The sequence below is a fragment of the Rhodoluna sp. genome, assembly GCF_024641065.1.
Lineage (GTDB): Bacteria > Actinomycetota > Actinomycetes > Actinomycetales > Microbacteriaceae > Rhodoluna.
Genome location: NZ_JAHEDV010000002.1, coordinates 185278 through 199185, shown reverse-complemented (window position 1 = coordinate 199185; position 13908 = coordinate 185278). Strand labels below are relative to the sequence as shown.

Genomic DNA, 13908 nt, shown 5'->3' with positions numbered 1-13908 from the left:
AACCGTCGCAACGACCCAGACCGTATCGTTCTGAAGAAGTATGACCCAGTTGTACGTCAGCACGTTGAATTCCGCGAGGAGCGCTAAGAATGGCTAAGAAGAGCAAGATCGCTAAGAACGATCAGCGCAAAGTAATCGTTGAGCGTTACGCAGAAAAGCGTCTCGCACTAAAGAAGGCTTTGGTTGACCCAAACTCAACCGACGCACAGCGTGAAGAGGCCCGTCTAGGTCTTCAGAAGCTTCCTCGCAACGCATCACCGGTACGTCTACGTAACCGCGATGCTATCGACGGTCGCCCACGTGGTGTTCTCGCAAAGTTCGGTGTTTCACGTGTTCGCTTCCGCGACATGGCACACCGTGGCGAGTTGCCAGGCGTTACCAAGTCAAGCTGGTAATCACAAGTTTTCACAGAGAACCCGTTGCTCTTTCGAGAGCAGCGGGTTTCTTTTTGACCCGGATAAGCCGATATCCCAATAAACACGGGAAAAATCGTTAGAAAAATCGATTAAGACACGCCGAAACAGAAGAATCACAAGTTTTGGAATCCGTGTAGCGTAAATGACGACAGAACGTCAAACGTAAAAATGTCCAGGAGGACCCAATGTCTCTAAACAAGAGCGAACTAGTAGCAGCAGTAGCTGCAACCACCGGTGAGTCACAGGCAGCAGTTAACCGCGTTGTTGACGCACTGTTCGAGACCATTGCAAAGACCGTTGCAGGCGGCGGCAAGGTTACCATCCCAGGCTGGCTATCAGTAGAGAAGGGCCACCGTGCAGCACGCACCGGTCGCAACCCTCAGACTGGTGCAACCATCCAGATCGCAGCAGCTAACACCGTTAAGGTTTCAGCAGGCTCAAAGCTAAAGGCTGCAGTTAAGTAAGTCTTAGTTACATCGAAAACGCCTCGACTTCGGTCGGGGCGTTTTCTTTTACCCAGATGCAAAATCAGGGGCATGGATGCCGCATCTTGCCGATAGCCTTAAAGCATGGGTGACAAAGTAAAAGGCTATTTATTCGTTCTAATGCAGTTTGTGCTGCTTGGATTTTTGATCACCATGCCATCAACCCGTGAAGCTGGGGTTTTTCCGGAGACCCTATTTGCCTTGGGCGCCGCAATTATGGTTGCGGGCTTGGTGTTGCTAGTCATCGCTTTGATTTCACTTGGCAAATCAATTTCGGTGAACCCGGTTCCTAAGGCCAACGCCCCACTGGTAACCACCGGGCTTTATGCAAAAATGCGCCACCCTATTTATTCAGGGCTATTGCTTGCAACCCTAGGCGCTGCAATCTGGGGAGGGCTGATTCCTCACCTGTTGATTTGGTTCGCGCTGGTATCGGTGCTTTCGGTAAAGGCTGCTTACGAAGAAATGCTGTTGTCGGCAAAGCACCCTGAATATGATTCATACAAAGCAAAGACCGGCCGCTTCATTCCTAGATTGCGAAAGGCGCCGCGAGCCTAGGCCGCGATTAGTCTAAATAAGTGAAATCAGCCCCAACCCAAGCTATGACCAAGCGCATTTCTGCTGCGACTGGTCTAATTCTGGGCGCCGGAATTCTGGCACTGATTATTGGTCTGGTTCTAGGTGGCGGCGCAGCCGTTCAAGCTCTAGCTGACCCAGGTGAGATTGTGCGCTGGGGGCTGCCAACCGCAAAGTTCGTGATGAACTTCTCGATGGCCACAGCGATTGGCACCCTGGTTTTTGCTGCATTCGCAATTTCTGCCGACAACCCGCTACTTGAAAAAGCACTCAGCCTAGCCACCTTCGGGTCAGCACTTTGGGCAGTCTCAGCAGTTTTCAACCTACTGTTCACATATCTTTCGGTTACTGGCAGCGCATTTTCAAACTCTGAATCATTCGGCCAGAGTGTTTGGCTTTTTGCCACCCAGATTGAGCTAGGCATCTCACTTTCAATCAACTTGGCGATTGCTCTTGGGCTGAGCATGCTGATTCCGGCTATCCGTGGTTTAACCGCAACGGCAATAATGGCTGCGATTGGCCTAGGGGCATTAATTCCACTAGCGCTAATCGGTCACGCCGCCGGCACAGCAAATCACTCGATGGCGGTCAATTCGATTGGGCTTCACTTGGTGGCAGTTGTCATCTGGGTTGGTGGGCTGATTGCTCTTTTTGTTATCCGTGGTGAAAATATCGAGCAGGCGGCTGCTCACGCCAAGCGCTACTCGACCCTGGCACTGGTCGCGTTTTTGCTGGTGGTAGTTTCGGGTGTTGGTTCGGCTGCAATTCGAATTACAAAAATCGAAGATATTTTCTCGGCCTACGGGCTGTTGCTTGGCATTAAGGTTGCGGCACTCGCACTGCTCGGTGTGCTTGGCGCAATTTATCGCCGTCGGTTGCTGAACAATATTGCCACCACGGCCAAAGCGCTTTACAAACTGGTAGCTGTTGAATTCGCAATTATGGGAACAGCGATTGGCATGGCCACCGCTTTGGCTAGAACGGCTCCCCCGGTTACCGATCAAGAAATTGTGGTGACACCGGCCCAGATTTTGACCGGCGAACCTTTGCCGCCTGAGCTAACTTTTGAAACTCTCTTCACGCAGTGGAAGCCAGACCTGCTCTGGTTGGTGATTTGCGTGGGTGCCATTTGGTTCTACTTGGCTGGGGTTCGCCGCCTGCGCAAGCGCGGTGACAGCTGGCCGATTGCCAGAACCATCTCATGGATCACCGGTCTGCTCACCCTGATTTATGTGACCAGTGGTGCCCTGAATGCCTACCAAGAATATCTATTCAGCATGCACATGATTGGCCACATGATTTTGGCCATGGGTATTCCTGTGCTGTTGGTGCCAGGTGCACCGGTCACGCTGCTTCTTCGAGCGACCGAGAAACGCAAAGATGAATCACGCGGAGTTCGCGAGTGGGTGCTTTGGGCAGTTCAAACTAAATATGCGCAATTCATCTCGCACCCATTGATTGCCGCTGTTCTTTTTGCCAGCTCACTGGTCACCTTCTACTTCACTCCGCTATTTGCTTGGGCAACTCACGAGCACATCGGTCACGAGTGGATGGTGGTTCACTTCTTGATCACCGGTTATCTATTTGCACAGGCGCTGATCGGAATCGACCCAGGGCCGAATCGCCTTTCATACCCGATTCGACTGTTGTTGCTTATTGGCACCATGGCCTTTCACGCGTTCTTTGGCCTGAGCCTGATGGATGGCAACGGCTTGCTGCTTGCCGACTGGTATGGCGCAATGGGCCGCACCTGGGGTGAAGCGCCGATTGACGACCAGCACACCGGTGGTGCGATTGCCTGGGGAATCGGCGAGCTACCGACAGCGGCGCTGACCATCATTGTTTCGATGCAGTGGTTCAAGGCAGACACCCGTGAGCAACGCCGAACTGACCGAGCAAGTGACCGTTCGGGCAACCAAGACGTTGAAGCTTATAACGAGATGCTGGCCAAACTGGCGGCTAGAGAATCACGTGCGAACGCTCAGGGCAACACAGATCGAGAGAAGCAGAACTAATGGAACAAGTAACTCTCTCGAGCGAGCAACAGGCACTATTCGAATACATCGAAGAGTCTGAGAACAATATTTTTGTGACCGGCCGTGCCGGAACCGGTAAGTCGACTTTGCTGACCTACCTGATTGAAAACACCAAAAAGAAAACTGCGATTTGCGCCCCAACCGGTGTTGCAGCTTTGAACGTTGGTGGCGTGACCATCCACTCGCTCTTCGGTTTTCCGTTCGGCATTCTCGGCACCGAGGATATCGCCAGACACATGAACCGTCGCACGCGCGAGGTTTTGGCGGCCATCGACATGTTGGTGATTGACGAAGTATCCATGGTGAATGCCGACCTGATGGACACAATGAGTCGCGCTATGGGCATTGCCCGAGGTCGTCGCAAACTGCCATTTGGTGGAGCCCAGGTTGTGATGTTCGGTGACCCGTATCAGCTGGCACCGGTGCCGCCGAGCGACCCGCAAGATCGTGCCTACATGGCCGAAAACTATCAAAGCGGTTGGTTCTTCGACGCTCACGTTTGGCGAGAAGACAGCCTTGAGCGCTATGAGCTCACTGAAATTTTTAGACAGCACGACGAGTATTTCAAAGAGATTCTCAACGCCATTCGCGATGGTTCATGCACTCAAGAAATGCTCGACTACATCAATAAGTGCGGAAACCGTTTTCCTCCGCACGACGATGTAATCAGGCTGGCAACCATCAACGCGTCGGTGAATAGTGTGAATGCCTCTCGGATGGCGCGAATCGAGACACCGCCAAAGCGCTTCGATGCAGTGTTTAGCGCGGCTGACGAAAAGGCTTTTGGTCGAACCCTTCCGGCTGAACCAGTGGTTGAACTTAAAGTTGGCGCACAGGTGATGTTCATCAAGAACGACGATTCGAGCACCAAGAAAGGGCCGACTGGCCCGGTGAAGCGATGGGTAAACGGCACTATTGGCCGAGTCGTTGAATTGCCTAGTTCTGGCGGAGTAATTGTTGAGGTTGATAACGAGCGCCTAGAGGTTGGCCGTTCAACCTGGGAGAAAGTTCGCTATGAAATTGACGAACAATTCGACGAAGAAACCGGAAAAGTCAAAGAGGTACTGATTGCCGTGCCACTAGCCGAGTTCCAGCAGATTCCGCTGCGCCTGGCCTGGGCGGTTACCGTGCATAAGTCACAGGGGCAGACCTATGACGAAGTTGTGATCGACATGGGTCGCGGCGCTTTCAGCCCGGGTCAAACCTACGTAGCTCTCAGCCGAGTAAGGTCGCTAGATGGCCTTTATCTGACTCGAGCAATCTTGAAGAGCGACATCATGGTTGACCAAGATGTTCTCAGATTCATGAACGGCGTGAAGCAGGCGCCAATCGAAAAGCTCTTTTAGCAAAAGCAACACAACTACTGGCAGTTAAACCCTGCCAATATGGGAACACGCAGACATCGGGGGATGTTGTTTTCGAAATGACAGCAATAAAGAAATGGGGTGGCAGATGAACCGACTGGGTCAATTCTTAGTTAGGTATAGCAGGTCTGCCTTGTTCGGCTTTATTGCGCTGGTTGCGATTTCGGGCATCTGGGGTTTTCAAGCATTTGGCTTACTCAAAGGCGGGGGTTATGACGACCCTGGTTCAGATTCAGCCAGAGTGGCCGAAATTCTGACCGACTCTTTCGACAAATCAACGGCTGAGGTTGTGCTTATTGCTGATTTTGATTCAGCAGCCAATGATTTAGCCAACATAAACACTGGCAAAAACCTAACCCAAGAACTCGAGGGCATCGCCGGAGTTGATTCGGTTACTGGCTATTTCTCAATGGGCTTGACCCCAACTTTGGCAAGCGACGATGGCACGGCCGTCTATTTCTTTGTTGATGTCAGTGAAGATGTAACCCAGTCAGCGGTGGCGCGAAATATTGCCAATAGGTTTACCGGTGACTATGAAGGCGCTCAGCTTTATGTAGCCGGGTTTGCCGCTGTCACTTCTTCGATTAACCACGCCATTGAGAGTGACCTAAAGACTGCAGAGATGGTTGCGGTTCCACTGGTGCTTCTGTTGCTAGTTTTTGTCTTCGGTTCGTTGGTGGCAGCTGGCTTGCCAATGTTGATCGCTGGGCTTTCAATTGTGGGCACGTTCTTCTTCATCTGGCTATCGGCCCAGTTCACCGACACCTCGATCTTCTCGGTGAACCTGGTCTCTGGCCTAGGGCTTGGCCTTGGCATTGACTATGCGCTACTAATGGTGAATCGATTTAGAGAAGAGAGAGCCGGCGGCAACTCGGTTGCCGACTCTTCAATTCGCACACTCGAAACTGCCGGGCGAACCGTGCTGTTCTCGGGCCTCACCGTTGCAATTGTTTTGGGTTCACTCGGGTTCTTTCCGCAGTATTTCTTGCAATCATTTGCGCTGGGCGGTGTTGTTGTAGTTTTGATCGCCGTGGCAGGTGCCTTGATTGCCCTGCCGGCCTTGCTCAATTTGATTGGCGACAAAGTCAACTCGGTAAAAATTCGCAAAAACCTAACGCCAAAAGACTCTAAACTCTGGGGTTCGATTGCTCGCTTTGTGATGAAGCGGCCGGTCTCAGTGCTGCTTGTAACTTTGATTGGTTTGGGTTCGCTAACCTCGCTGGCAGTCGGTGTTGAGTTTGGTCAGGTTGACGACCGAGTGCTCAAGCAAGATGATCGCGTTGTGGTTGCGAGCAATTTCATCCGTGATAATTTCACCGCTCGAGAGGGCAGCCCGGTAGAAATTTTGGTTAGAGATGCTGACGACCAAGAGATCGCCGACTATGCGAGCAGCATTGCCGTGCTAGACAACATCACTCGTGTGCAGGTCATGCCAACCAAGGCAGATGGCTGGACTCAAATTGTGGCCATTCACGAGATTGAGTCACGCTCGCCAGCTGGCATAACTTTGACCGATGCTATTCGCACCATCAAAATCGATGGTGGCGAGGTTTTGGTCGGAGGTTCAGCGGCAATTTATACCGATTCACAGCAGGGCATTGAGCGTCAGTTGCCCCTTGCAGCTGGCTGGATCGTGATCTGGACCCTAATTCTTTTGTTCCTATTCACGGGTTCGATTCTGTTGCCAATCAAAGCCGTTCTGCTCAACGTGCTTTCGCTTGGTGCAACCTTTGGATTCGTAACTTGGGTCTTTGCCGAAGGAAACCTCAAGTGGCTGGTCGGCGATTTCTTTGTCACCGGAACCATCGACACCAGCTCATCGGTGATGATTGTGGTCGTGGCTTTTGGCCTCTCGATGGACTACGAACTGTTCTTGCTCAGCCGCATCAAAGAGCAGCACGACGCCGGTCTAGGCACCCATGAATCGGTAGCTGTTGGCCTGCAGCGCTCTGGCCGAATTATCACTGCGGCTGCCTTGGTTTTGGCATTCAGTTTTGTGGCTTTCGTGACCAGCGGTGTGACCATCATGAAGATGCTTGGTCTGGGCATTGCCTTCGCAATTCTCTTGGATGCAACCGTGGTGCGAGCTTTGCTGGTGCCGGCACTAATGCGCCTATTTGGTGATGCCAACTGGTGGGCGCCAAAGTGGATGAAACGCATCTACAAAAAGGTCGGGCTAGAGCACTAATCAACTGACGGCTTTTATGGTCGGGCAACCGATAAACTGGCAACATGCTTATGTCAGACCGCGATATCCGCGCAGAAATTGAAGCCGGCCGAATTGGCCTTGACCCGCTTAACATCGACTTGCTGCAGCCGTCGAGCATTGATGTTCGACTAGACCGATTCTTTCGTCTATTCGACAACCACAAACACGCTTACATCGACCCTCGCGAAGAGCAGAGCGACATGACTCGCTTTGTTGAGGTTGCCTCTGACGAAGCATTTGTTCTTCACCCAGGCGAGTTTGTGCTCGGTTCGACCTATGAGTTTGTAACCCTGCCAGACAACATCGCGGCTCGCCTCGAGGGCAAGAGCTCACTTGGCCGCCTAGGTCTTTTGACCCACTCAACCGCAGGCTTCGTTGACCCAGGTTTCAAGGGTCACGTAACCCTAGAGTTGGCAAACGTTTCAAGCTTGCCAATCAAGTTGTGGCCTGGAATGAAGGTTGGTCAGCTTTGCTTCTTCCAGCTTTCATCACCTAGCGAGACCCCTTATGGTTCAGCTAAGTACCTATCTCGTTACCAGGGTCAGCGCGGGCCAACCGCCTCACGCAGCCACCTGAACTTTCACATCACCGATGTTGGCAACGAGCCACTCGAGAACTAAAAACTCGAATCTTTAAAAGCAGCCCTCGCGCCCAACAGTGCGGGGGCTTCTTTGTGCTCGAGAGCAAAGCGATCAGCTGCAATCTCGCAAAGGCGTTCAACTTCTGAAACCAAAGCGGTTGATGCAGCCAAACCCGGCGACATCAGTCGAACCAATCTAGCCAATCGTTTGAGAGAAAAATGCCTTCCACGGATGTGCCCGAGCTCGTGCCAAAGCACAGCTTCGAATTCATCCGAGGTCAAATGGTTTTGCAACTGAGTCGACAGCAGAATTTGGTTACGACCGGCAACAGCGTATGCAAATGGCAAGTCAATGCTGAAAACTTCAATGCCCATGAAATTCATGAGAGGCTTCTTGGCCTGAGAGATCGCCGGCTGAACCTCTCGGGCTGCAACCACCAAAGGCTCGAGTCGGGTTTGCACCAGAACCAATGAGACTGCACTCAGGAGAAGAACTACCCAGGGGCCAAAACTAACCGCGAGAGTCGCCAACCATTTGGTGCCACCAAACTCATTTGATTCAAGTGCGGCAACTGTGTCGAAGTAAGACCAAATGGCAACCGCCAGGGCGATGAGGGTGGCGATGCCGGCAGACAAAAGCGAACCGAACCAAACAACAAGACCTAGTCGGGGCCGGCTACCAAACCGGTGGGTAAAAGCAACCGGAGCAAGAGTGGTGATTAGCAGTGCCCATTCGATGGCAATGGGAATCAGCAGGATCGGAGCGCTCACCGGTCTAGGTTAGCGAATTGCGGAGGGCTTCGAGCTGTGCGGGGGTGAGGCCGTCGGCAAAATGTGAAAATGCCAGTGCAGGGTTCTCGGCGCCAGAAACCAACCGCAGCATCAGCCCAGCAGTGTGCGCCTCTCGAGTTTGAGCGGCACTAAAAAGAAGTGAACGGCCGGCTCCTGGTTTGCGAGTCACCAACTCTTTATCAACCAAGCGTGAGAGCACGGTCAAAATTGTGGTGAGAGCGAGTGAGCCATCAGGGCTAACCAATTCAAGAATTTGCTGGGATGTCAGCGGCTCACCCGATGAGTTCCAGAGCGCGTCAAGAATTAGAGCTTCGAGCTCACCCTGCTGACGACCTGACTTAGACATGTTGCAATTCTACAGATTGTCGAACAGAACTGGTTATTTTGAATAGGCAACGCTTGGGTTTGGGTTCACCCGAAGCAGAAGCACGAGACCAACCACAAGAATCACAATGATGCCGATGATTCCAAAGATGGTTGCGCTTTCAAGGTTGAATAGCATCGATGCAATCGTGATCGAGCCGGCCCACATAAAACCAGACAAGAAAGAAACCGCGCGACCGGTGGTTTGGTAGAGACCGAAGACCTCGCCCTCACGACCAACCGGGGTGAAGCGCGAGACGAAGGTGCGGCTCGCGGCCTGTGCTGGGCCGACGAATAGGCAAAGCGCTAGGCCGCCGATCCAATAGGTGATGACACCAAAACCGGCAAAGGCAAACACTGCTGAACCCGCAATGATTAGGCCAATCAGTGAGCCAATGATTACTGCGCGTGAACCGAGCTTGTCATCCAGGCGACCACCAACTGCTGCACCGATGCCGGCGACAATATTTGCAGCGATACCGAACAGTATTACCTCGGTTTGCGAGAAGCCGAAGGCCAAGGTGCCGAGCACGGCGCCAAAGGTAAACACGCCAGCTAAGCCGTCGCGGTAAATGGCTGACGAGATCAAGAACTTGAAAGTGTCTGGTGCCTGACGGCGAAGCGACTGAAGCTGGCCCCAAAGTTTGATGTAGCTATCCCAGAGGCTTTCGTTTTTGCGGTTCTCTTTTGGCTCGATTTCAGGCACGCGTCTGAACAATGGAATTGAGAACAGGGCAAACCAAACGGCCGAGAACAAGAATGTGATTCGAACTGGCAGTGACTCGCCTAGAGCTAGGCCAAAGACTGTGCCGGGCAAGATGAATCCGAAAAGCGAGATGCACAGCAGGATGATTCCGCCGGCATAGCCCAAGCCCCAGGCATAACCAGAGACCTTGCCGATGCTGCTTGGGGTAGAGACCTGACGAAGCATCGCGTAATAGTTGATGAAGGCCGACTCTTGAACAATCGAACCCAAGCCATAGAGCACAAGACCGAATAACAAGAATTCAGGTTTCGGCTGAACAAAGAACGCCGCAATCATGATGGCCACCAAGATGTAGGTGTTGACCATCAACCAGAATTTGCGCTTGCCACTCTCGTCAGAACGACGACCAAATACCGGCGCCATAAGCGCAACGATCACACCGGCGATTCCGGTTGTGATGCCAAGAAGCGAATCTGAGTCAGTGCCAACTGCGGCAACCGCACCGGCAAGGTACACCGGAAAAATGAAGGTCTGCATGATGGTCGGAAAAGGCTGTTCGGCCCAGTCCCAGAGTGCCCATGCCCAAGTAGCGCGCTTGCGTGATCTTGCATCGTCGAAAGTCATAACTGCAACGCTAGCCCAAAAATTGGGGCTTGTGGCTAGTAAATAGTGAGGGTGCTCTTGGCTACATCTGAGTTCAGATAGTAATTAGAGAAAAAGCTGACGCTCAACGAATATTTCTGTTTGGTTGTGGGCATTTTTACTTTCACCGAGGCAGTACCAAGCTCATTGGTGGTGGCCACATAGCTTCGCCCAGCAAATTTGAAAGTAACCTGACGATTAGCCATGGTGGCACCCGACTCAGTCTTCAGATTTGCAATCAGGTAACCATAGCTGCCAGCACGCATGGTGGTTCGGCCGGTGTAGCGCAGGTCGGTGATTACCTTGACCGCAGGGTTGCATCTGATATTCACATCGAGGCTTAAATCAGCGTCGATGTATTGAGTCATCACAATTGGCGCTCCGGTGAAACCCGAGAACCCGGTGCAAGCTGCCAGTGCGCTCGCCGAATCGGTTTGCCCTAGCGCGTGCCAACTTACTAGGTCAGAAAACGCCTTGGATGATCCGGTGATTTGACCCCACTGATAAGGGGTTGAATAAATGCCCAGCTTGGTGATTTTGGCAACCGACTGCAAGTAGTGAACCGCGCCTGAAACCGAGGCGGTGTTGCGCGAGGTTGAATCCGTACCCGTGAGCGCTGGAGTGCTTTCGACCCAGAGCGAGCCGCGCCAGCTGTTTGAGGTTTCAACGTCTAGCCACCAGGTGGTTTGTGCCGGCGACTTGGTAAGGCCCAGGCGCGTGTAGGCAGCTTGAACTCGCTGGTATGAATCTTTGGCCGCGTTGTAGCCATAGTTGAAAGCGCAGCCGGTGCTATCTGGGGTTTCGGCTGAGCAAACTCGAGGGCTGTTTTGGCCAGTTGGCCAAAAACTGGACGTTGGGCCGAGATTGCCGGTGTTTATGTAGAGCTGAGCCGAGGTTCCGCCGGCCCAAGTCAGTTGCTCATCTAGGCAGGTGTTTTCTGAAAAAACCAGGCCGCCATTGATGCCTACGATTTCAAAAGCGCCGTCGGTTGGCAAGGTTGCACCGCACTGCGGATAAGAAACGTCATAACCAGAACCCAGTTCGAGAGCCTGGGCAGGGCTAGCGGCACCGATGGTCGCGATCGCAACCAAGCCGGCGAGCATGATGCTTGACGCTCTAGCCACCCAAGGTTTCATGATTCCAGCATCGCATTATTGGCTGTGAATGAGGCGAGAATATCGCTCAGAGGCAAACTTGAGTCGAGAAGACTTAGATTTTGCTGTGAATGCTTGACAAGATTTTGACCTCGTGTGAAACTTGAGTCAAAGCGGCTCAGGTTTGAGCCCGCAGAACGAAAAACCGGGCCAAAAGCCCACACAAAAGAGGAGAAACAATAAATGGCACGTGCAGTAGGTATTGACCTAGGTACCACCAACAGCGCAGTTTCTGTGCTTGAGGGTGGCGAACCAACCGTTATCGCTAACGCTGAGGGTTTCCGCACCACTCCGTCTATCGTTGCATTCACCAAGGATGGCGAAGTTCTAGTGGGCGAGACCGCTAAGCGCCAGGCCGTTACCAACGTTGACCGCACCATCGCATCAGTCAAGCGCCACATGGGCACCGACTGGACCTTCGACGTTGACGGTAAGAAGTACACCCCTCAGGAGATTTCAGCTCGAACCCTGGCCAAGCTAAAGCGCGACGCCGAGACCTACCTGGGTGAAGCAGTTAACGACGCCGTAATTACTGTTCCGGCTTACTTCAACGACGCTGAGCGTCAGGCAACCAAGGATGCCGGTGAGATCGCGGGCCTAAACGTGCTTCGCATCATCAACGAGCCAACCGCTGCTGCTTTGGCATACGGCCTAGACAAGGGTAAAGAAGACGAGCTCATCCTGGTATTCGACCTTGGTGGCGGTACTTTCGACGTCTCATTGCTAGAAGTTGGCAAGGATGAAGGCTTCTCGACCATTCAAGTTCGTTCAACCTCAGGTGACAACCGCCTTGGTGGCGACGACTGGGATCAGCGTATTGTTGACCACCTGGTTAAGAAGTTCAAAGAGACCACCGGTGTTGACGTTTCGAAAGACAAGATTGCACTTCAGCGTCTAAAAGAGGCTGCTGAGCAGGCTAAGAAAGAGCTTTCACAGTCGATGAGCGCCAACATTCAGTTGCCTTACCTATCTCTAACCGAGAATGGCCCAGCAAACTTGGATGAAACCCTAACCCGCGCACAGTTCGAGCAGATGACCGAAGACCTATTGCTTCGCACCAAGAAGCCATTCGAAGACGTCATTAAAGAGGCCGGCGTAAAGGTTGCCGATATCGCACACGTTGTGCTTGTTGGTGGTTCAACCCGTATGCCTGCAGTTTCTGAATTGGTAAAGAAGCTAACCGGTGGCAAGGAGCCAAACAAGGGTGTAAACCCTGACGAGGTTGTTGCCGTTGGTGCGTCGCTACAGGCCGGTGTTCTAAAGGGTGAGCGCAAAGACGTTCTACTGATCGACGTGACCCCGCTTTCACTTGGTATCGAAACCAAGGGTGGAATCATGACCAAGCTAATCGAGCGCAACACTGCGATTCCGACCAAGCGTTCAGAGACCTTCACCACCGCAGACGACAACCAGCCACAGGTAAGCATCCAGGTTTACCAGGGTGAGCGTGAGTTCGTTCGCGACAACAAGTCACTCGGCAACTTTGACCTAGCCGGCATTGCACCAGCACCACGTGGTGTGCCACAGATCGAGGTAACCTTCGACATCGACGCCAACGGCATTGTGCACGTGTCTGCAAAAGACAAGGGCACTGGCAAAGAGGCATCTGTCACCATCACCGGTGGTTCTTCACTTTCTAAAGAAGACATCGAGCGTATGGTTCGCGAAGGAGAAGAGCACGCAGCCGAAGACAAGAAGCGTCGTGAAGAAGCCGATCTACGCAACCAGGCCGAGGGCATGGTCTACCAAATCGAGAAGCTGATCAAAGACAACGACGAGAAGCTACCTGAAGAGGTCAAGACCGAGGTTCAGGCTGACGTTGATGCAGTGAAGGCTGCGCTCGCCGGAGAAGACATCGAGGCAGTGAAGTCTGCAGTTGAGAAGCTAAACGAATCTCAGCAGAAGCTAGGCGAGGCAATCTACGCTGCAACTCCTGCAGAGGGCGAAGAGGCTGCTGCCGAGGCAACTGGCGAAGACGTTGTTGACGCCGAGGTTGTCGACGAAGACGAAGAGAAGAAGTAATGAGCGACCAAGATTCAAACGGCCCAGCCGATGAGGCTGAGTCAGCTCAAAACGCTTCGAACGCTGATGCTGCTGCAACTGACGAAACTGGTTTAGATCAAGAACTTGCTGACCTAGTTGACGAAACCGGCCCAATCTCGAAAGAGGCTGAACTGCTCGCTGATCTTCAGCGACTTCAGGCTGAGTTTGTGAACTACAAGACTCGCGTTGAACGAGACCGCGATGTTGCACGCAATGCAGCAATCGCCGAAGTTCTGCGCGCGGTCTTGCCCGCTCTCGACGACCTAACCCGCGCCGAAGCGCACGGCGACCTTGAAGGCAGCCCTTTTGCTGCTGTGGTTGCCAAGCTTCGCAACGCAGGTGACAAGTTTGGACTCAAGGCTTTCGCAGCCAAGGGTGACAAGTTTGACCCAGAGCTACACAACGCGCTGGTGCAGACTCCAAACGCAGAGGTTACCGAGAACGTCATTGCCGATGTAGTCGAGCCGGGCTTCATGCTCGGCGACCGACTGCTTCGACCAGCAATGGTGGCAGTTTTTATCCCAGCTGAATAATCAATAACT

The 13908-nt window shown here is 52.8% G+C and carries 14 protein-coding genes; 10 read left to right on the top strand and 4 right to left on the bottom strand.

What is annotated here, in order from left to right; translation table 11 throughout:
• The 8 genes from rpmG to dcd all read left to right on the top strand — a co-directional run.
• On the top strand, positions 1 to 87 hold an 87-nt coding region (gene rpmG, locus Q0L26_RS03095; RefSeq protein WP_296647227.1), incomplete at its 5' end, for a 50S ribosomal protein L33.
• Between the two features lie 2 nt (positions 88 to 89).
• Positions 90 to 395, top strand: a complete 306-nt coding sequence (gene rpsN, locus Q0L26_RS03090) for a 30S ribosomal protein S14 (RefSeq protein ID WP_296647218.1) — start codon at positions 90 to 92, stop codon at positions 393 to 395.
• A gap of 206 nt (positions 396 to 601) precedes the next feature.
• Positions 602 to 880, top strand: a complete 279-nt coding sequence (locus Q0L26_RS03085) for an HU family DNA-binding protein (protein ID WP_296647216.1) — start codon at positions 602 to 604, stop codon at positions 878 to 880.
• A gap of 105 nt (positions 881 to 985) precedes the next feature.
• Complete coding sequence (locus Q0L26_RS03080) at positions 986 to 1459, top strand: isoprenylcysteine carboxylmethyltransferase family protein (protein ID WP_296647213.1); 474 nt, start codon at positions 986 to 988, stop codon at positions 1457 to 1459.
• A gap of 20 nt (positions 1460 to 1479) precedes the next feature.
• The gene (locus Q0L26_RS03075; protein ID WP_296647211.1) at positions 1480 to 3492 is read left to right on the top strand and encodes a cytochrome c oxidase assembly protein; all 2013 of its coding nucleotides are present in this window, start codon (positions 1480 to 1482) and stop codon (positions 3490 to 3492) included.
• Complete coding sequence (locus tag Q0L26_RS03070; RefSeq protein WP_296647208.1) at positions 3492 to 4859, top strand: AAA family ATPase; 1368 nt, start codon at positions 3492 to 3494, stop codon at positions 4857 to 4859. The genes Q0L26_RS03075 and Q0L26_RS03070 overlap by 1 nt, the downstream gene beginning before the upstream one ends.
• Before the next feature lie 151 nt (positions 4860 to 5010).
• Positions 5011 to 7065, top strand: a complete 2055-nt coding sequence (locus Q0L26_RS03065) for an MMPL family transporter (protein WP_296647204.1) — start codon at positions 5011 to 5013, stop codon at positions 7063 to 7065.
• A gap of 44 nt (positions 7066 to 7109) precedes the next feature.
• Positions 7110 to 7706 (top strand): dCTP deaminase, encoded by a 597-nt coding sequence (dcd, locus tag Q0L26_RS03060; protein WP_296647201.1) that lies wholly within the window; start codon positions 7110 to 7112, stop codon positions 7704 to 7706.
• Here dcd and Q0L26_RS03055 read toward each other — a convergent pair.
• Genes Q0L26_RS03055 through Q0L26_RS03040 form a run of 4 tightly spaced genes read right to left on the bottom strand, consistent with a single transcriptional unit; the run spans position 7703 to position 11293 of the window.
• Positions 7703 to 8437 (bottom strand): M48 family metalloprotease, encoded by a 735-nt coding sequence (locus Q0L26_RS03055; protein WP_296647198.1) that lies wholly within the window; start codon positions 8435 to 8437, stop codon positions 7703 to 7705. The two genes, dcd and Q0L26_RS03055, sit on opposite strands and share 4 nt — an antisense overlap.
• A 4-nt stretch (positions 8438 to 8441) precedes the next feature.
• The gene (locus Q0L26_RS03050; protein WP_296647196.1) at positions 8442 to 8804 is read right to left on the bottom strand and encodes a BlaI/MecI/CopY family transcriptional regulator; all 363 of its coding nucleotides are present in this window, start codon (positions 8802 to 8804) and stop codon (positions 8442 to 8444) included.
• 33 nt (positions 8805 to 8837) lie between these two features.
• Positions 8838 to 10151, bottom strand: a complete 1314-nt coding sequence (locus Q0L26_RS03045) for an MFS transporter (protein WP_296647193.1) — start codon at positions 10149 to 10151, stop codon at positions 8838 to 8840.
• A gap of 35 nt (positions 10152 to 10186) precedes the next feature.
• Positions 10187 to 11293: a hypothetical protein gene (locus tag Q0L26_RS03040; protein ID WP_296647186.1), complete on the bottom strand. Its 1107-nt coding sequence runs from the start codon at positions 11291 to 11293 to the stop codon at positions 10187 to 10189.
• A 213-nt stretch (positions 11294 to 11506) separates the two neighbouring features.
• Here Q0L26_RS03040 and dnaK point away from each other — a divergent pair, with 213 nt between their 5' ends.
• A complete protein-coding gene (gene dnaK / locus Q0L26_RS03035; RefSeq protein WP_296647185.1) occupies positions 11507 to 13345 on the top strand; it encodes a molecular chaperone DnaK in 1839 nt (612 codons plus the stop codon).
• Entirely contained in the window at positions 13345 to 13899 is a 555-nt protein-coding gene (locus Q0L26_RS03030; protein WP_296647183.1) for a nucleotide exchange factor GrpE, read from the top strand. The genes dnaK and Q0L26_RS03030 overlap by 1 nt, the downstream gene beginning before the upstream one ends.
• The last annotated feature ends 9 nt before the right edge of the window (positions 13900 to 13908 follow it).

Coding starts and splice junctions, on each gene's coding strand:
- rpsN (WP_296647218.1), top strand. CDS start 90: ATGGCTAAGAAGAGCAAGATCGCTAAGAACGATCAGCGCAAAGTAATC.
- Q0L26_RS03085 (WP_296647216.1), top strand. CDS start 602: ATGTCTCTAAACAAGAGCGAACTAGTAGCAGCAGTAGCTGCAACCACC.
- Q0L26_RS03080 (WP_296647213.1), top strand. CDS start 986: ATGGGTGACAAAGTAAAAGGCTATTTATTCGTTCTAATGCAGTTTGTG.
- Q0L26_RS03070 (WP_296647208.1), top strand. CDS start 3,492: ATGGAACAAGTAACTCTCTCGAGCGAGCAACAGGCACTATTCGAATAC.
- dcd (WP_296647201.1), top strand. CDS start 7,110: ATGCTTATGTCAGACCGCGATATCCGCGCAGAAATTGAAGCCGGCCGA.
- Q0L26_RS03050 (WP_296647196.1), bottom strand. CDS start 8,804: ATGTCTAAGTCAGGTCGTCAGCAGGGTGAGCTCGAAGCTCTAATTCTT.
- Q0L26_RS03045 (WP_296647193.1), bottom strand. CDS start 10,151: ATGACTTTCGACGATGCAAGATCACGCAAGCGCGCTACTTGGGCATGG.
- dnaK (WP_296647185.1), top strand. CDS start 11,507: ATGGCACGTGCAGTAGGTATTGACCTAGGTACCACCAACAGCGCAGTT.
- Q0L26_RS03030 (WP_296647183.1), top strand. CDS start 13,345: ATGAGCGACCAAGATTCAAACGGCCCAGCCGATGAGGCTGAGTCAGCT.